The sequence below is a fragment of the Mycobacterium sp. NS-7484 genome (genome assembly GCF_001953975.1).
Lineage (GTDB): Bacteria > Actinomycetota > Actinomycetes > Mycobacteriales > Mycobacteriaceae > Mycobacterium.
This window is the reverse complement of the sequence record NZ_MBEJ01000031.1, coordinates 24,274-42,294: the sequence shown is the minus strand read 5'-3', so window position 1 is coordinate 42,294 and position 18,021 is coordinate 24,274. Positions and strand designations below refer to the sequence as shown.

The window sequence follows — 18,021 nt, the reverse complement described above, 5'->3', positions numbered from 1 at the left end:
GGTCGCGCTGATCGCCGTCCTCAACGTCATCGTCCCGCAGCTCGAAGAGGTCGGGAAGATGCGTTCGGTGTCGATGACACCGGACGAAGCACCGTCGATGGTCGCGATGAAGCGCGTCGGCGAGGTGTTCCAGGAGTTCAAGTCCAACAGCTCGGTGATGGTCGTCCTCGAAAGCGACCATCCCCTCGGCGACGACGCGCACAAGTACTACGACGAGATCGTCGACAAGCTGGAAGCCGACAAGTTGCACGTCGAGCATGTCCAGGATTTCTGGGGCGACCCGCTGACCGCCTCGGGCGCGCAGAGCTCTGACGGCCTGTCGTCCTACGTGCAGGTCTACACCGCCGGTAACCAGGGCGAGGCGCTGGCCAACGAGTCGGTCGAAGCCGTCCAGAACATCGTCAACAGTGTGCAGGCGCCCGAGGGTCTGAAGGCCTACGTCACCGGCCCCGCCGCCCTGTCGGCCGATCAGAACATCGCCGGCGACCGCAGCATGCGGATGATCGAGGCGCTGACCTTCACGGTCATCATCATCATGCTGTTGATGGTCTACCGCTCCATCATCACGGTGATCCTCACCCTGGTCATGGTGGTGCTGTCGCTGACCGCCGCACGCGGCGTGATCGCATTCCTGGGCTACTACAACATCATCGGGCTCTCCACGTTCGCCACCAACCTGTTGGTGACCCTGGCCATCGCGGCGGCCACCGACTATGCGATCTTCCTGATCGGGCGATATCAAGAGGCCCGCAGTGTCGGCGAAGACCGAGAACAGGCCTACTACACGATGTTTCACGGCACCGCGCATGTGGTGCTGGGCTCGGGCCTGACCATCGCCGGCGCCACGCTGTGCCTGCACTTCACCCGGCTGCCGTACTTCCAATCCCTGGGCATCCCGCTGGCCATCGGCATGGTCACCGTCGTGGCCGCCGCGCTGACCATCGGGCCGGCGATCATCACCATCGCCAGCCGGTTCGGCAAGACCCTGGAACCCAAGCGCGCCTCGCGGACCCGCGGCTGGCGCAAAATCGGTGCGGCCGTGGTGCGTTGGCCCGGGCCGATCCTCATCACGACCATCGCCATCTCGATGGTCGGCCTGCTGACCCTGCCCGGGTACCGGACCAACTACAACGACCGCGAGTACATGCCGGCCGATCTACCGGCCAACAGCGGCTACGCCGCGGCCGACCGGCACTTCTCGCCGGCCCGGATGAACCCGGAACTGCTGCTGATCGAGAGCGATCACGACCTGCGCAACTCCGCAGACTTCCTCGTGATCGAGCGGGTGGCCAAGCGAATCTTCCAGGTGCCCGGCATTTCTCGCGTCCAGGCCATCACCCGGCCGCAGGGAACGCCGATCGAGCACACCTCGATCCCGTTCAACATCAGCATGCAGGGCACGACCCAGACCATGAATCAGAAGTATATGCAGGACCGCATGGACGACATGCTCAAGCAAGCTGACGAAATGCAGGTCACGATCGACACGATGACCAAGATGATCGCGTTGATGGAGCAGATGCGCGACGTGATGAACAGCATGGTCGGCAAGATGCACATCATGGTCGAGGACGTGAAGGAACTCCGCGACCACATCTCGGATTTCGACGATTTCTTCCGGCCGATCCGCAACTACCTGTACTGGGAACCGCACTGCTACGACATCCCGATGTGCTGGTCGATCCGGTCGGTGTTCGACACCCTTGACGGGATCGACACCATGACAGCCGATTTCGAGGAAATCGTGCCTGACATGGACAAGATGAACGCGTTGATCCCGGTGATGATCGCGAACATGCAGCCGATGATCGCCACGATGAAGACGATGAAGACCATGATGCTGACCATGCAGGCCACCCAGGGCGGCTTGCAGGATCAGATGGCGGCCATGCAGGACAACTCGACCGCCATGGGTCAGGCCTTCGACGAAGCCAAGAACGACGACACGTTCTATCTGCCGCCGGAGACCTTCGAGAACGAAGACTTCAAGCGCGGCATGAAGATGTTCTTGTCCCCGGACGGGCATGCGGTGCGGTTCATCATCAGCCATGAAGGCGATCCGATGAGCCCCGAGGGCATCAAGCACATCGACGCCATCAAGCTGGCCGCCAAGGAAGCCATCAAGGGGACGCCACTGGAGGGTTCCAAGATCTACCTCGGCGGCACCGCGGCCACCTTCAAGGACATGCAGGAAGGCGCCAACTACGACCTGTTGATCGCCGGAATCGCCTCGCTGTGCCTGATTTTCATCATCATGTTGATCATCACGCGCAGTGTGGTGGCCGCCGCGGTCATCGTCGGCACGGTGGTGATCTCGCTCGGCAGCGCGTTCGGTCTGTCGGTGCTCATCTGGCAGCACCTGATCGGCCTGGAACTGCACTGGATGGTGCTGGCCATGTCGGTGATCATCCTGTTGGCCGTCGGTGCGGACTACAACCTGCTATTGGTCTCCCGACTCAAAGAGGAGATCCACGCCGGCTTGAACACGGGCATCATCCGCGCCATGGGCGGCAGTGGCTCGGTGGTGACGGCCGCGGGTCTGGTGTTCGCGTTCACCATGATGTCGATGGCGGTCAGCGAGCTGGCGGTGATCGGTCAGGTGGGCACCACGATCGGCCTGGGTCTGCTGTTCGACACCCTGGTGATCCGGGCGTTCATGACCCCGTCCATCGCGGCACTGCTGGGCAAGTGGTTCTGGTGGCCGCAGATGGTGCGCCAACGGCCCAAGCCGGAGCCCTGGCCGCAGCCGATCCAGCGTCAACCGCAGGACACCCTGGCGTAGCTCATCTGACCAGCGCGACGGCGAACCCGTCCCAGCCTTTGGTGCCGACGGTCTGAATGGCCGCGGTGTCCAATCGCGGGTGGTCGCCCATCATCTCCAGCATGTCGCGCACGGCCCGCGCCTGCGCATCGTCGGCCGCCGGCTCCAACACCCGGCCGAACCGTGTGATGTTGTCCACCACGATGATCGAGCCAGGGTGGCCCAGCGTGATCGCCCACTCGACGTAGCCGACGTTGTTCTCCTTGTCGGCGTCGATGAAGACCAGGTCGAAGACGTCACCGCGCTCGGCCAGCCGTGGCAGCGTGTCCAGCGCAGCGCCGACGATCACCTCGATGCGGTCGGCGACCCCGGCCCGCTCGAAATTGGCCCGCGCCACCTCGGCATGCCGGGGCTCGTACTCGAGCGTGACGACGCTGCCGTCGGCCCCGACACCCCGGGCCAGGTTGATGGTGCTGTAGCCGGCGAGCGTGCCGATCTCGAGCACCTTGCGCGCCCCGGACATGGTGGCCAGCAACGACAACAGCTTTCCGTGTTGCGCCGACACCTCGATGGCCGGCATGTCGGCGGCCTGTGCGGATTCCCGCGCTGCGACCAGCGCATCGTCCTCGGTGTGCAGCACGTCGGTGAACATGGCGTCGACATCACGGGGTTCGGTCATGTGCGTCAGGTTAGACCTCAGACCACACCCTCTTTGGCGTAGACCATGCGCAGCACCAACCCGACCTCCGGACCCATGACCGACTCGCACAGCTCGCAGTAGGTGGCCACGAAGTCGGGGCCGTGCGCCGGGCCGTCGGTGCTGAGATGGTGGGCAAGTTCGTGCAGTATCACCAGCTCTCGCAGCGCCCAGGTGTCATGCTCGGGCACGGCGATGGCGGCCTTGCCGTCGATCAGCTCGTAATGCGCCGCGGTGGCCCCGCGCCGGCGGCGGACGGTCAACGGCTGCGCCCCCACTCGGGCGACCACGTCGTCGACGTAGCGCTGCACCGATTCCACGGAGCCGAATTTCGCCTCGGGCGGTAGCGTCAGCGAGGTACCGAAAAAGTCGATGGCCCGCGAACTGTGTTGTGCCGCGCGGTCGAACATGGTGCGCACGAACTGTTCGGCGGCATAGACCTTGGCGCGCTGGGTGTCCCGGGCGTTCATCGCTCCAGGGCGCCGCGGGCGCCGGAGATCTCCGAGGTCGGCCCGATCCGCGCGTGACGCCCGGCGCGGTCACCGGCCCGCCGGGCGGCCGACGAGTATCCAGCCGACGCACTCGACGCTCGCCAGGTGCCGCGCGCCTGCGACGTCTCCCGATAAAAGCTGCGCAGCTCGATATCCTTGTCCCGCAGGGCGATTGCCGTGCCCGGCCGATCTGCTTCGTCGGCCTCGCGGTGTGCTTCTTCGCGTGCCTGGGTCAGCCGCTGGCCGATGCGCGCACCGAAGGCGAGCTGGAAGTTGAGCCGTGCGGTGATGGTGGGTGTGGGCCGGTGGGCGCCCGAGGCGATGTAGGCCTCGGATGCCTTGACCATCTGCAGCAGCAGGCTGGTGTAGAGCGCGTGGGTGGCGTCGATGTCCTCGGCGAACCCGTAGGCGTAGACGAACGTCGAATTGGACGCCACATCGCATTTCACGTCGTTGGCCAGCCCGATCACCACGAACAACTGCACGTAGGTACGCAGGCCCTTGGTGCCGGCGGCGCCGATGGTGATGGTGCGCTGCACCGGCATCTGCGCCTTGGTCCGCTCGGCCGAATGCGCGCGGGCAAGCGCGAGGTCGATCGAGGTGGCGGTGGCCAGCCGCTGGGCGGCGGCCATGAATGCCTCGGCCTCGTGCTGGTTGTCGGTCCCCTCGGCCTGACGCAGCAGAGCGGCGATCCGCGCCAGCATCTTGTCGCTCACGCGACCAACCTAGCCATCGGCACCGACAAACTTGCCGATGGCGTCCACCACCTGGGGTGACAACGGGCCGGGCTTGCCGTAATCGGCGATGTTGTCGGTGGGATCGTCACGCAGGACGTGGTTGACGCCCTTGAGCTCGACGACCGTGAGCGCGGTGTGCCCCAGCGCGTCGACCAGCGGCCGTTCGGTCACACAGTTGGCCTGGGCGTCGGAGTCCGAGCAGGTGAGCAGCACCGGCATACCGTCGGGCAGCGCGGCGGCCAGCTGTACCGGGTCGATCTTGTCGGCCTCGATGATGGCATTCAGGTTGTCCCTGTTGACGATCGCGCTCAGACCCTCGGGGAGGTCGGCGGGCACGGTGCCCCTGGTGCGGATCTCCTCGACGGCCGCAAGCCAGGCGCTGAGCACCTCGGGCGCAGCCCCGGCGCGCACCCGGTTGGTGATGATGTCCAGATAGCGACCGCTCAACGGCTGAAAGAGCGCCAGCGAGTGCACCTTTGGATCTCCGGAGCCGGCCAGGGTCATGGCGTGGATGGCGCCTTCGCCCACCGCGTAGATGGACAACTTCGACGCATCGGTGTCGGGCTGATCGGCCAAGAACCGCAGTGCAGCGGCCGCGCCCGTGGTGTAGACGCCGCTGACCACCTCGGTCGGCCTCTTCTCGTAGGGGCCGAGTTTGGTGGCCCCGGTGCCGATCTTGTCGTAGCGCAGGCTGGCCACACCGTTGTCCGACAGTGTTTCTGCCAGCTGACGCATGTTGCCGATGGGGCCGACGACCTTGTTGTCGCCGTTGCGGTCGGTGGGCCCGCTCTCGGAGATCAGCAGTGCGGCTGGGCCTTTCGCGCCCTGGTGCCGGTAGCTTCCGTGAATGGTGAGACCGTCGGCGTCGAACGTGACGTCGGTGTCGGTCCAGGTTCGGACCGGCTCGTCCGGTGACCCACATCCCGCCACCACCAGCGCTGAAACCAGCGCCACCACAAGCCGTTTCACAGGTGTGTCTCGATCCAGGCCGTCACGTCGTCGAGCACCAGTTGCTTCTCGGGTTCGTTGAACACCTCGTGATAGAGACCCGGGTAGACCTTGAGGTGCACGTCCTGCGAGGCGACACATTCGACCAGCCGGCGGCTGCCCTCGGCGAGCACCAGGCGATCTTTCTCACCGTGCACCACCAGCAGCGGCGCGGTCAGGACCGACGCGCGTTGCGGCATGGTCTCCCCCACGATGATCAGGGCACGCGCGATGCCGGCCGGGACCTTGCCGTGCCAGACCAACGGGTCGGCCTTGTATGCCGCGACCACCTCGGGATCGCGGGAGACCGCGTCGACGTCCAGGCTCTCCACCGGGAGCCCGGGCGCGACCTTGCCGAGCGCCTTGGCCACGATCACCAGCACCGGAGACACGGCGGCCTGTGCGGCGACCGCGGGCCCGGACAGCACCATCGCGGTGTATTCGTCGGGGTATTCGACGCCGTAGCTGAAGACGATCCCCCCGCCCATGCTGTGGCCGAGCACGAGGCGCGGCAGCCGGGGGTGCGCCGCGGCGGCGATGCCGACCAGGGTGTGGAAGTCGTCGACATATTCGGCCATGTCTCGCAGGTACACGCGCTTGCCACCCGAACGGCCGTGGCCGCGGTGGTCCAGTGCGTAGACGATGAGCCCGGACTCGCCGAAGCGCTGCGCGACGTGGTGATAGCGCCCGGCGTGTTCGCCCAGGCCGTGCGAGAGGATGACGACGCCGCGCGGTGTGCCGTCCGGGGTCCACACGTCGTAGACGATGCGGACGCCGCCGACGCCGTCGAAGGTCTGTTCACTGCGCGTGCTGGTCACCCTGGCGAGCGTATTCGATCGAAGTTGTCGGGGGCGCTGCGTAAGCTCGCGAACGTGACGGTCCTCGCTCACCGCCTCGACGACGGCAGCCCTGCCGATGCGTTCCTGGCCGACGCCCAGCGCTATCGCCGGGAGCTGCTGGCCCACTGCTACCGGATGACCGGGTCGCTGCATGATGCCGAGGACCTGGTGCAGGAGACCTATCTGCGGGCCTGGAAGTCCTACGCAGGTTTCGAGGGCAAATCCTCGGTGCGTACCTGGTTGTACCGCATCGCCACCAACACCTGCCTGACCGCGCTGGAGAGCAAGCAGCGCCGCCCGCTGCCGTCGGGTCTGGGCAACCCGAGCTCGTCGCCGACCGATGAGATCACCGAACACCACGAGGTCCCGTGGCTGCAGCCGTTGCCCGATTCCGCCGATGACCCGGCGGATCCGAGCACGATCGTGGGGACCCGGGACTCGGTGCGGTTGGCGTTCGTCGCGGCCTTGCAGCATCTGTCGGCCCGTCAACGCGCGGTGCTGGTGCTGCGTGAGGTGCTGCAGTGGAAGGCCGCGGAGGTGGGTGAGGCGATCGGGGCCTCGACAGCCGCGGTCAACAGCCTCCTGCAGCGCGCCCGGGCCCAGCTCGACGCGGTGGGCCCCAGCCAGGACGACGAGATCGACCCACCGGATTCCCCGCACGCCCAGAACCTGCTGCGCAACTACATGGCCGCGTTCGAGGCCTACGACATCGACAAGCTGGTCGAGCTGTTCACCGCCGAGGCGATCTGGGAGATGCCGCCGTTCGACAGCTGGTATCAGGGGCCGCAGGCCATCGGCGACCTGTCCCGCTACAAATGCCCGGCCGAGGAGCCGGGCGACATGCGGTTCATCGCCACCTCCGCCAACGGCCAGCCCGCCGCGGCGATGTACATGCTCAACCGCGAGACCGGCCGGCACGAGGCGTTCCAGCTGCATGTCCTGGAGGTCCGCCCGGGCGGGATCTCGCATGTGGTCGCCTTCATGGAGTTGTCATTGTTCGAGAAGTTCGGGCTGCCCGCTGTTCTTGACGTGGGTTAGCGCCGAGTGGCCAGTTATGCCACGCGGTCTGGGCAATGGCGTGAACTGGCCACTGAAGCCCTCACTCTGACTTGTACGCCGCCTGCAATGCCGCGATGTCGAACTTGCCGACCGTACTGAGCACCGCGGACATCAATCGGGCCTCGGCGGCGTCGTCCCCGGTGCCCAGCAGGTCGTAGTACTCCGTCGGGGTGATCTGCCAGGCCAGCCCGTACTTGTCCTTGAGCCAGCCGCAGGGCAGCTCCTCCCCGCCCTCGACCAGCGCGGCCCAAATCTGGTCGAGCTGCTCTTGGCCGGTGACGCGGACCTCCAGCGAGACGGCCTCGTTGAACGTGAACTGCGGGCCGCCGTTGATGCCGACGAAGCGCTGCCCGGCCAGCTCGAACTCGACCACCACCGGCACGTCTTGCGGTGACGGTGAATCGGGATGAGAGGCGATGGTCTTGACGACGCGGCCGTTGCCGCCGAATGCGGCGATGTAGTGCTGTGCGGCCTGCTCCGCCTCGCGGTCGAACCACAGGTTGGGGACGATGTGTGCGTTGATCTCGGTCATGTCGAGGTAGACCGGCGCCGCGCCCCCAAGTCATCGGCACCGACGAGGAAACAGCAACTCGACAACGAAATAAAGCTCGCATAGATGCAGGTCAAAGACCAGTTACCCGACAGTACTGCAACCTGTTCTATTATCGCCTCCCATGAAGACCAAAGGCGCCCTGCTGTGGGAACTCAACTCGCCCTTCCAGGTCGACGAGATCGACCTCGGCGATCCCGTCGCCGACGAAGTACAGATCCGGATGCATGCCGCGGGCATGTGCCACTCCGACTACCACATCACCACCGGTGCCACCCCGATCGGCCTGCCGGCCCTCGGCGGCCATGAGGGCGCCGGCGTCGTCACCAAGGTCGGCAAGAACGTCACCGGCCTGGAGGAAGGCGACCACGTCATCCTCGCGTTCATCCCGGCCTGTGGCGAGTGTCCGCCGTGCCTGAAGGGCTTCCGCTCGCTGTGTGACCGCGGTGCCGTGCTGCTCGGCGGTAAGGCCATCGCCGACGGCACCAGCCGCATCCACGCCGGCGGCCGCGAGGTATCGCCGATGAACCTGCTCGGCACCTTCGCGCCGTACATGACCGTGCACAAGGATTCCGTCGTCAAGATCGACAAGGACATCCCGTTCGAGACCGCGGCGATCATGGGTTGTGCGGTGCCGACCGGTTTCGGCTCGGCCACCAACGTCGCCGACATCAAGCCCGGCGAGACCGCCATCATCGTCGGCGTCGGCGGCATCGGCATGAGCGCGCTGCAGGGTGCGGTGATCTCGGGCGCCAAGCACGTCATCGCGATCGACCCCAACGAGTGGAAGCGTGAGCAGGCCATCAAGTTCGGCGCCACGCACGTCTACCCGTCAATGGCCGAGGCCATCGCGCCGGTCATCGACGTCACCCACGGCCTGATGGGTGACAAGGTCATCATCGCCGTCGGTGAGATGAAGGGCGAGTACATCGAAGAGGCGATGATCCTGACCGCCAAGACCGGCACCTGTGTGGTGACGGGCATGGGGTCGATGATGGACGCCGACGTCAAGCTCAACCTGTTCCTGTTCACCATGTTGCAGAAGACGTTGAAGGGCAACATCTTCGGTGGCGGCAGCTCGCACGTGGAGACCCCGCGGCTGGCGGCGCTCTACAAGTCGGGCCTTCTCAACCTCGACGACATGATCACGCGGACCTACAAGCTCGAAGACATCAACCAGGGCTACCAGGACATGTTGGACGGCAACAACATTCGCGGCGTCATCAAGTTCACGGAGGCTGATTGGTAGCACCGCTACCGTGTCGGACTGGTAACGTTCCTCTGCCGAGCAGACACAAACCCGTACCTTTTCGCCCGAAAAGGTACGGGTTTGTGTCTTTTCGCGGGAGATCAGGCGGCGCGGTGAAACGCGCGGTAGATCCGTGCGCACAGCTCAGCCGGGTGGCGGCGCACATCGTCGACGACCGCGGGAATGCTGGTCCATCCGGCCTCGTGCAGCCGTGCGGATTTCATCCGATCATGCTTGAACGCTTCAGGATTCGCGTGCCAGTCGACGCTGTCGTATTCCGCCACCACCCAATGTTCCGGCCAGGCGAAGTCCACCCGCCACAGCTTTCCGTGTAGATCCCTGATCTCGTATTGCAGCTCCGGTGGGGGCAGGCCCCAATCGAGGAAAACCAGCCGCATCTCTGATTCCATCGGCGATTCGGACCTGGGATCTGCCAACGGCAACAGCTCACGCACTTTGACGATGCCCCGACGACCGTGCTGCTCCTTCACTGCACTCTCGAGTTCGGCCATCGTGCAGGTCTGGCTCCGCAGCGCGGCGTCAAGCGTCGCCAGCGCGCGTGGGCGCCTGAGCGTCCTGGCCAGTTCGATCGCCGTCCATGCCGGAGCGGTCAGCAGCCGGCCGTCGACCTTCTTGAGTGGCGCGCCAATTCGCTGGTGCACCATCAGGTTCGGTGACGGACGCATGCGCACGCCCGGGTCGAGGATATGAACGCGGTCATCAGGTTCGGTGTCAAAGCCATAGATCTGCGCAGCGGTGTTCATGCAGGCGACGATCGGCAGGCCCGCCACCAGATCGAGCGCACGGAGGCGGCACGCCATGTCCGGCGGGTGGGGCGAATACACCCCGTGCCAGACCCGGAACAGCGTGCCGGCCCGCACGCGGTTGGTGAGGGTTCGCTCGTTGATCGCGGCGAGCAACTGCCGCGTCGTGGCGACTCCGCCGTGGACAGCGAACACCTCATCGACCCCCATGGCGTTCGATGCTGACGGGAACCGCGCATTACCGCCAGCATCCGCCCATTTGCCCTGTGGATAACTCCGCGAAAAGACACAAACCCGTACCTTTTCGCGCAAAAAGGTACGGGTTTGTGTCTGTTCGGCAGAGGGACGTTACTTGGGGGGCATCCGGATGCCGCCGTCGACGCGGACCACCTCGGCGTTCATGTACGAGTTGGTCAGCAGCTCGACGACCATCGAGGCCAGCTCTTCGGGCTTGCCGAGGCGGTGCGGGAACAGCACCGACTCGCCGAGCTTGGCCTTGAACGCCTCCGACGCCTCGCCTTCGCCGTAGATCGGGGTGTCGATGAGGCCGGGCGCCACGGTGTTGACGCGAATGCCGACCGCGGACAGGTCACGGGCCACCGGCAGGGTCAGGCCGACGACACCACCCTTGGACGACGAGTAGGCGGCCTGCCCGATCTGGCCGTCGAAGGCCGCCACGCTGGTCATGTTGACGATGGCACCGCGCTCGCCGGTGTCGGTGAGCTCGTTGCGGCTCATCGCGGTGGCGGCCAGCCGGATGCAGTCGAAGGTGCCGACCAGGTTGATCGCCAGGACCTTCTTGTAGGCATCCAGGTTGTGCGCCGAGGCGAACTCGCCGTCCTTGCCGATAGTGCGCTGGGCCCAGCCGATACCGGCCGAGTTCACCAGTGCACGCAGCGGGCCGAGCTCGGTCGCCTTGTTGACGGCGGCCTCGATCTGTGCGGTGTCGGTGACGTCGACGCTGACGAAGGCGCCACCGATCTCCTTGGCGAGGGCCTCGCCCTTCTCCGCCTGCAGGTCAGCCACGACGACGCGGGCTCCCTTGGCAGCCAACTGGCGGGCAGTCGCCGCGCCGATACCTGATGCGCCACCGGTGACGATGGCGCTTGCTCCGTTGAGTTCCACGTCCAACACATTAAGCCCCTGCCCCGCCCGATCCACCGGTTGGTCAGCGAAGGGCATCGGTAGGCTGGCGCCATGGCTTCCGGGACGCCCACAGTCGACATCCGACGCGGGGCCGATCGCGGCACCAGCACGACCGACTGGCTGCAATCACGGCATTCGTTCTCGTTCGCCGACTACTACGACCCGGCCAACACCCACCACGGCCTGTTGCTGGTGAACAACGACGACATCGTCGCCCCCGGCGCGGGCTTTGACACCCACCCGCACCGCGACATGGAGATCGTCACCTGGGTGCTGTCCGGGCAATTAGCGCATAAGGATTCGATGGGCAATTCCGGGGTGATCTATCCCGGTCTGGCCCAACGAATGTCGGCAGGCACCGGGGTTCAGCATTCCGAGAAGAACGGATCCGACAGCGATCCAGTGCATTTCGTGCAGATGTGGGTGCTACCAGACCAAGCCGGGGTGACGCCGAGTTACCAGCAGCAGGAGATCGAGCTGGCCAACTCGCTGACCCCGATCGCGTCGGGCGTCGTCGACGCGGCCGTCACGCTGCACAACCGCAACGCCACCCTCTACGGCGCCCGCCTGCAGCCCGGCGACTCGGTGACACTGCCGCAGGCCCGCTACGTCCACCTGTTCATCGCCCGTGGCGCCGTCACGCTGGAGGGTTCCGGGCCGCTCAGCGCGGGTGACGCCGCCCGGCTCACCGATGCGGGCGGCCGGGTCACAGCAGACACTGAAACCGAGATCCTGGTTTGGGAGATGAATGCGGGTTTGGGCGGCGCGTAGCGCGATCGCAGTGATCACCGTGGCCGTGCTGGCCGCGTGCTCGGCCGAGCCGACATCCGAACCGGCGCCACCGTCGGCCTCGACCACCGAGCAACCGCCGGCAGGTTTGGCCTCGGTACTCCTGCAGGTGCCCGAGCGGTTCGCCCAGGCCCCGCTCGATGAACCCCGCCGGGCCCAGGTCCCCGCCGGGTGGACGATCGAGGTGATCGCGCGGATACCCAAGGCGCGGCTGGCCGCATTCGCTCCGGATGGCACCTTGCTGGTGTCGGTGCCGGCCACCGGGCAGGTGCTGACGGTGCTCCCCGAGCAGCGCCCCCTGCTCGAGGGGCTGGAGCAACCGCACGGCTTGGCCTTCGCCGGCTCGACACTGTATGTGGCCGAGAGCAACCGGATCGACGCCTACGACTACGTCGACGGGCGAGCGGTCAATCGCCGCACCGTCGCCGGTGACCTGCCCGACGCCAAGAGCCCCGAGCTGCACGGCGCCTATGCCCATGCCCTCAAGAGCGTGGCGGTGGGATCCGATGGGGCGGTGTACTTTTCGATCGGCTCCACCGGAAACGTCTCGGCCGAGGACCGCACCGCCACCCCGCCGCGGGCCACCATCATGCGGGTGCCGCCCGGCGGGGGTCCCGCGACACCGTTCGCCACCGGGGTACGCAACGGCACCGGGTTGGCTTTCGCGCCGGACGGCGCACTGTGGACAGCGGTGAACAACCGGGACAACGTGGCCGACCCGCAGGGCCGGGTACGCCAGGACTATGTGGACGACCACCCACCGGAGTCAGTGGCGAAGTTGACGCCGGGACGCGAATTGGGTTGGCCCTACTGCAATCCCGACGGGCCGCCGCCGGCCGGGTTCATCCGGGACATGCAGACCAACGCCGACGGCACCAAACTGGATTGCGCGGCACTGGCTCCCGTCGAGCAGACGCTGGGCGCCCACTCGGCTCCGCTGGGGATGAGTTTCGCGCAACTGCCGCCACCCTACGGACCCGGAGCCCTCGTCGGGGTGCACGGCTCCTGGAACCGGCAGCACCCGCAAGCCCCCGAAGTGTCGTTCTTTCCTTGGCACAACGGCACATTGAGCCCGCAGCAGACGTTGGTGGGCGGGTTCCAGGCCGACGACGGCAGCCGCTGGGGACGCCCGGTCGCGGCGGTGACCGGTCCGGACGGCGCGGTGTACATCACCGACGACTACGCCGGCGCGGTGTATCGGCTGGGTGCACCGGCCTAGTTGTCGTCCGAGCCACCAAACCGCCGTCCTACAGCTCTGTGTCACAGCTCATTTGACTGCCGCAAAGTCCCAGATCTAACCTGAAACGGCACGCAGCTATGTCGGGACGCACGCGTCCTAGTCATTGGGTCCGGGTGTCGACGGTGTTGGTGGGACGTCGGCACACCGCTTCGGCGTCCCTATGAACAAGGCTGATCGTTGACCACCACCACTACCGCCGGCGCGGTTGCCGGCAAGCCGCTGCGCTTCCTGTCCCGTCACTCCGGGCTTTCGTTCTTCCCGATCGCGCTGGTCGCGCGACTTCCGATCGCGATGCTCACGTTGGGTATCAGCGCGTACGTCGCCGCTGTCCGCGACTCGATCGCCGACGGCGGCCTGGCCGGCGGGTGCTATGCGCTGGGCGCGGCGATCGGCGGTCCGTTGGCCGGCAGTTGCGCGGACCGTTTCGGTCAACGCCGCGTCGGCTATGTGCTGCTGGTCGCCAACGCTCTGGCGGTCGCATCGGTGATCGCCACCGCTGCCGGGCAACTGCCGCTGCTCCTGGCCGTCGCCGTGCTCACCGGGTTGACCGTCATCCCGGTAGGGCCGTTCGCCCGGGTCCGCTGGACCACCGTGATCGACGCTCACGTGCCCGCCGACGAGCGCACCAGAGTCAAAGGCGCAGCCTTCGGTTACGAGACATTGGCCGACGAACTGACATTCGTGTTCGGGCCGGTGATCGTCGGCATATTGTCCTACGCCGCGGCATCCACCCCCTTGGTGGCGTGCATCGCGATCGTGGTTGTTTTCGGTTTCCTGTTCAGCCGTCACCGCAGTGCCCAGATGGTGCCGCGGGTGACCGCACAGTCGGCCTCGGCGGCACCGCTGACCACCCTGCTGCGCAGCGACCGGTTCACCTTGATCGCGACGATGACCGTGATCGGTGCTCTGCTGGGCTGCCAGGTCACCTCGGTGATCGCTTTCGCCCAGGAGCACGGCGCCATCTCCAACGCGGGTCTGATCTATGCGGGTTTCGGCGTCGGTTCGGGTGCTGCGTCGATCGGCGTCGGGCTGATCCAGACGTCGACGAGCTTGTATCGACGATGGCTGGCGGCCGCCGCCCTGGCGGTTGCGGTCAGCGCAGCGATGGTCATGGTCACCGAAACTTGGCTGCTGGCAGCGGTACTCGCGTTGCTGGGGCTAGGTATCGGACCGATCATCGTCACCGTTTACCAACTTGCCGGCGAGCACACCCCGGCCGGCCGGGACAGCCTCTACATGAGCACGCTCTCCAGCGCCCTGATCGGAGGCAACGCCATCGGGGCGGCGCTTGCCGGCGTGATATCCGAGGAGCACGGATCACGGTGGGGATTCGCGATCATCGTCGTCCTGTCCATCGGTCTGGGCGCGCTGGCCGCAGTGTCGAGGTGGGCATCGAAGTGGGCTCCGCGCCGAACCGCTGACACCGCACCGTAGCCGTACTATCGCCGATGTGGCCGACCAACCGCTAGCCGATCTCAAGCTGCTGCGCCGGGTCCGGGACCGCATCGACCGCGAGTACGCGCAACCGCTGAACGTCGAAGCGCTTGCCCGCGGGGTCAACATGTCTGCCGGGCACCTCAGCAGGCAGTTCAAGATCGCCTACGGCGAATCCCCGTATTCATATCTGATGACGCGTCGCATCGAGCGCGCGATGGCGCTGCTGCGCCGCGGTGACATGTCGGTCACCGAGGTGTGTTTCGCCGTCGGCTGTGCGTCGCTCGGCACGTTCAGCACCCGGTTCACCGAACTCGTCGGCATCCCGCCGAGTGCGTATCGGCAGCAGACCGCCGGAGTTACGGAAGGCATGCCGTCGTGCGTCGAGAAGCAGGTCACCAAACCGATCAGGAATCAAGAAGCGCCGGCCACCCGTCTCCACCTAGCGTGAACGACATGAACAGCACAGACATCACAATCCACTCCAGCATGCTTCCCCTCGACGATCCGGAGGAGTCCCTGGCGTTCTATCGCGACATCCTCGGCTTCGAGGTCCGCCTCGACGTCGGCAAGGACAAGATGCGTTGGATCACGGTGGGGCCGCCGAACCAGCCCGACACCTCTGTCGTGCTCTACCCGCCGTTTGCCACGCCCGGGCTCACGGATGACGAGCGCCGCACCATCGCCGAGATGATGGCGAAGGGTACTTTCGGAACACTGCTGCTCGCCACCAAAGATCTCGACAGTACATTCGAAAAAGTGCAGGCCGGAGACGTCGAAGTGGTCCAGGAACCGACTGAGCAACCATACGGTGTGCGGGACTGCGCACTTCGCGATCCCGCCGGCAACATGGTCCGTATCCAGGAGTCGCGCTAACCGATGCATCCCGCCGACAGTCACGATCTGATCCGCGTCACCGGTGCCCGGGAGAACAACCTCAAAGACGTCGACATCGAGTTGCCGAAGCGCCGGTTGACGGTGTTCACCGGGGTGTCGGGGTCGGGCAAGAGCTCGCTGGTGTTCGACACGATCGCCGCCGAATCGCAGCGGTTGATCAACGAGACCTACAGCGCCTTCGTGCAGGGGTTCATGCCGAACCTGGCCCGGCCCGAGGTCGACGTGCTGGACGGGTTGACCACCGCGATCATCGTGGACCAACAACGCATCGGGTCCGATCCGCGGTCCACGGTCGGCACCGCCACCGATACCGGTGCCATGCTGCGGATCTTGTTCAGCCGGCTGGGCACGCCGCATATCGGGTCACCGCAAGCGTTTTCGTTCAACGTCGCCTCGATCAGCGGGGCCGGGGCGGTGACGTTGGAGAAGGGTGGACGCACGGTCAAGGAACGGCGTGACTTCAACATCGTCGGCGGGATGTGCCCGCGTTGCGAGGGGCGCGGTGCGGTCAACGACATCGACCTGAGCGCGTTGTACGACGACACCAAATCGCTGAACGAGGGTGCGCTGACCATTCCCGGCTTCAGCATGGACGGCTGGTACGGCCGGATCTTCCGGGGCTGCGGGTTCTTTGATCCGGACAAGCCGATCAACACGTTCACCAAGAAGGAGCTCGACGCGCTGCTGCACAAGGAGGCCACCAAACTCAAGGTCGACGGGGTCAACCTGACCTATCTCGGGCTGATCCCCCAGATCCAGAAGTCGTTCCTGGCCAAGGACATCGAGGCCATGCAGCCACACATCCGCGCCTTCGTCGAACGTGCGGTCACGTTCACCACCTGCCCGGAGTGCGACGGCACCCGGTTGTCGGAGACCGCACGGTCGGTGTCGATCGAGGGCGTCAGCATCGCCGAATGCTGCGCCATGCAGATCACCGACCTGGCCGCCTGGCTCGGCGACGTCAAGAAAACGTCCGCAGCGAAAACAGTGGCCCCGCTGCTGGCAGCGTTGCAACACACGCTGGACTCGTTCGTCGAGATCGGGTTGGGCTACCTGTCCCTCGACCGGCCGGCCGGCACGCTGTCCGGCGGAGAAGCTCAGCGGGTCAAGATGATCCGTCATCTCGGCTCGTCTCTGACCGATGTCACCTATGTGTTCGACGAGCCCACCATCGGCCTGCACCCGCATGACATCGCCCGGATGAACAACTTGCTGCTGGCGTTGCGCGACAAGGGCAACACCGTGCTGGTCGTCGAGCACAAACCGGAGACCATCGCGATCGCCGATCATGTCGTCGACTTGGGCCCGGGCGCCGGCTCGTCCGGTGGCGAGGTGGTGTTCGAAGGCGACGTCGCAGGTCTGCGGGCCAGCGACACGATCACCGGACGCCACCTCGGGTACCGGGCGACCCTCAAGGGTGGGGTACGGAAGGCTCTTGGCGCCTTGGAGATCCGTGGCGCCGACACCCACAACCTGCGTGACGTGGACGTCGACATCCCCCTGGGTGTGTTGACGGTGATCACCGGCGTGGCGGGCTCGGGGAAGAGTTCGTTGATCGACGGATCGGTGGCCGGACGCGACGGCGTGGTGGTGGTCGATCAGAGCCCCATCCGTGGCTCGCGCCGCAGCAATCCGGCCACGTACACCGGCCTGCTGGACCCGATCCGCAAGGCCTTCGCCAAGGCCAACGGCGTCAAACCCGCACTGTTCAGCTCGAATTCGGAGGGCGCCTGCCCGGCCTGCAACGGCGCCGGGGTGATCTACACCGACCTCGGGGTGATGGCCACCGTGGAGACCACCTGCGAGGAGTGTGAGGGCAGACGGTTCGGCGCCTCGGTATTGCAGTACACCTTGGGCGGGCGCAACATCGCCGAGGTGTTGGCCATGCCGGTGGGTGAGGCACAGCGGTACTTCGCCACGGGTGACGCCAAAGTCCCTGCGGCAGTGAAGATTCTCGACCGTATGACGGATGTGGGGCTGGGCTACCTGACTCTCGGGCAACCACTGACCACGCTGTCGGGCGGGGAGCGTCAGCGCCTCAAGCTGGCTGCCGCCCTCGGAAACACCGGGGCCGACAAGGCCGATACCTACATCCTCGACGAGCCCACGACAGGCCTGCACCTGGCCAATGTCGAACAGCTGCTCGGGCTGCTGGACCGGCTGGTGGACTCGGGCAAATCGGTGATCGTGATCGAGCACCACCAGGCGGTCATGGCCCACGCCGACTGGATCATCGATCTGGGCCCCGGTGCGGGTCACGACGGTGGCCGCGTCGTCTTCGAGGGCACTCCGGCTGATCTGGTGGCCAAGCCCCAGACCCTGACCGGCCGGCACCTCGCCGAATATGTGGGCACCTGAATCGGATTTGTCAGGACACCCGA

The 18,021-nt window shown here is 66.0% G+C and carries 17 protein-coding genes; 9 read left to right on the top strand and 8 right to left on the bottom strand.

Annotation, left to right across the window (positions count from 1 at the left end):
- A partial coding sequence (locus A5733_RS07665) for an RND family transporter (RefSeq protein ID WP_076239699.1) occupies window positions 1-2,782 on the top strand: 2,782 nt, incomplete at its 5' end.
- A gap of 1 nt (window position 2,783) precedes the next feature.
- On the opposite strand, the gene A5733_RS07660 is transcribed toward A5733_RS07665, so the two are convergent.
- Genes A5733_RS07660 through A5733_RS07640 form a run of 5 tightly spaced genes read right to left on the bottom strand, consistent with a single transcriptional unit; the run spans window position 2,784 to window position 6,491 of the window.
- Entirely contained in the window at window positions 2,784-3,440 is a 657-nt protein-coding gene (locus A5733_RS07660; RefSeq protein WP_076239698.1) for an O-methyltransferase, read from the bottom strand.
- 17 nt (window positions 3,441-3,457) lie between these two features.
- The gene (locus tag A5733_RS07655; RefSeq protein ID WP_076239697.1) at window positions 3,458-3,928 is read right to left on the bottom strand and encodes a TIGR04338 family metallohydrolase; all 471 of its coding nucleotides are present in this window, start codon (window positions 3,926-3,928) and stop codon (window positions 3,458-3,460) included.
- A complete protein-coding gene (locus tag A5733_RS07650) occupies window positions 3,925-4,653 on the bottom strand; it encodes a DUF2786 domain-containing protein (RefSeq protein ID WP_076239702.1) in 729 nt (242 codons plus the stop codon). Before A5733_RS07650 ends, A5733_RS07655 begins: the two co-directional genes overlap by 4 nt.
- A 21-nt stretch (window positions 4,654-4,674) precedes the next feature.
- Window positions 4,675-5,655: a hypothetical protein gene (locus tag A5733_RS07645; protein ID WP_076239696.1), complete on the bottom strand. Its 981-nt coding sequence runs from the start codon at window positions 5,653-5,655 to the stop codon at window positions 4,675-4,677.
- Window positions 5,652-6,491, bottom strand: coding sequence for an alpha/beta hydrolase (locus tag A5733_RS07640; RefSeq protein WP_076239695.1), 840 nt, complete (start codon window positions 6,489-6,491; stop codon window positions 5,652-5,654). Before A5733_RS07640 ends, A5733_RS07645 begins: the two co-directional genes overlap by 4 nt.
- A gap of 24 nt (window positions 6,492-6,515) precedes the next feature.
- Between A5733_RS07640 and A5733_RS07635 the strand changes: the two genes are divergently transcribed.
- Window positions 6,516-7,550 (top strand): sigma-70 family RNA polymerase sigma factor, encoded by a 1,035-nt coding sequence (locus A5733_RS07635; RefSeq protein WP_076239694.1) that lies wholly within the window; start codon window positions 6,516-6,518, stop codon window positions 7,548-7,550.
- A 61-nt stretch (window positions 7,551-7,611) separates the two neighbouring features.
- Here the strand turns inward: A5733_RS07635 and A5733_RS07630 are convergent, their stop codons facing one another.
- Window positions 7,612-8,103, bottom strand: a complete 492-nt coding sequence (locus A5733_RS07630) for a VOC family protein (RefSeq protein WP_076239693.1) — start codon at window positions 8,101-8,103, stop codon at window positions 7,612-7,614.
- Window positions 8,104-8,245: 142 nt separating this feature from the next.
- Between A5733_RS07630 and A5733_RS07625 the strand changes: the two genes are divergently transcribed.
- The gene (locus tag A5733_RS07625) at window positions 8,246-9,370 is read left to right on the top strand and encodes an NDMA-dependent alcohol dehydrogenase (RefSeq protein ID WP_067768976.1); all 1,125 of its coding nucleotides are present in this window, start codon (window positions 8,246-8,248) and stop codon (window positions 9,368-9,370) included.
- Window positions 9,371-9,471: 101 nt separating this feature from the next.
- On the opposite strand, the gene A5733_RS07620 is transcribed toward A5733_RS07625, so the two are convergent.
- Both A5733_RS07620 and A5733_RS07615 read right to left on the bottom strand, forming a co-directional pair.
- Window positions 9,472-10,344 carry a type IV toxin-antitoxin system AbiEi family antitoxin domain-containing protein gene (locus A5733_RS07620; protein WP_076239692.1) on the bottom strand — a complete coding sequence of 291 codons (873 nt, stop codon included), beginning with the start codon at window positions 10,342-10,344 and terminating at the stop codon, window positions 9,472-9,474.
- A gap of 138 nt (window positions 10,345-10,482) precedes the next feature.
- Window positions 10,483-11,259, bottom strand: coding sequence for an SDR family NAD(P)-dependent oxidoreductase (locus A5733_RS07615; protein WP_067768342.1), 777 nt, complete (start codon window positions 11,257-11,259; stop codon window positions 10,483-10,485).
- A 72-nt stretch (window positions 11,260-11,331) separates the two neighbouring features.
- Between A5733_RS07615 and A5733_RS07610 the strand changes: the two genes are divergently transcribed.
- The 6 genes from A5733_RS07610 (at window position 11,332) to A5733_RS07590 (ending at window position 17,998) form a co-directional block, all read left to right on the top strand.
- On the top strand, window positions 11,332-12,051 hold the full coding sequence (locus A5733_RS07610; RefSeq protein ID WP_076239691.1) for a pirin-like bicupin family protein: 720 nt from the start codon (window positions 11,332-11,334) through the stop codon (window positions 12,049-12,051).
- Window positions 12,029-13,288, top strand: coding sequence for a sorbosone dehydrogenase family protein (locus A5733_RS07605; protein ID WP_076239690.1), 1,260 nt, complete (start codon window positions 12,029-12,031; stop codon window positions 13,286-13,288). The genes A5733_RS07610 and A5733_RS07605 overlap by 23 nt, the downstream gene beginning before the upstream one ends.
- A gap of 198 nt (window positions 13,289-13,486) precedes the next feature.
- Window positions 13,487-14,743 carry an MFS transporter gene (locus A5733_RS07600; RefSeq protein ID WP_076239689.1) on the top strand — a complete coding sequence of 419 codons (1,257 nt, stop codon included), beginning with the start codon at window positions 13,487-13,489 and terminating at the stop codon, window positions 14,741-14,743.
- A 16-nt stretch (window positions 14,744-14,759) separates the two neighbouring features.
- Window positions 14,760-15,194 (top strand): helix-turn-helix transcriptional regulator, encoded by a 435-nt coding sequence (locus tag A5733_RS07595; RefSeq protein ID WP_067768294.1) that lies wholly within the window; start codon window positions 14,760-14,762, stop codon window positions 15,192-15,194.
- A 5-nt stretch (window positions 15,195-15,199) separates the two neighbouring features.
- Complete coding sequence (locus A5733_RS27680; RefSeq protein WP_067768344.1) at window positions 15,200-15,619, top strand: VOC family protein; 420 nt, start codon at window positions 15,200-15,202, stop codon at window positions 15,617-15,619.
- Between the two features lie 3 nt (window positions 15,620-15,622).
- A complete protein-coding gene (locus tag A5733_RS07590; protein ID WP_198938750.1) occupies window positions 15,623-17,998 on the top strand; it encodes an excinuclease ABC subunit UvrA in 2,376 nt (791 codons plus the stop codon).
- Window positions 17,999-18,021 lie beyond the last annotated feature (23 nt).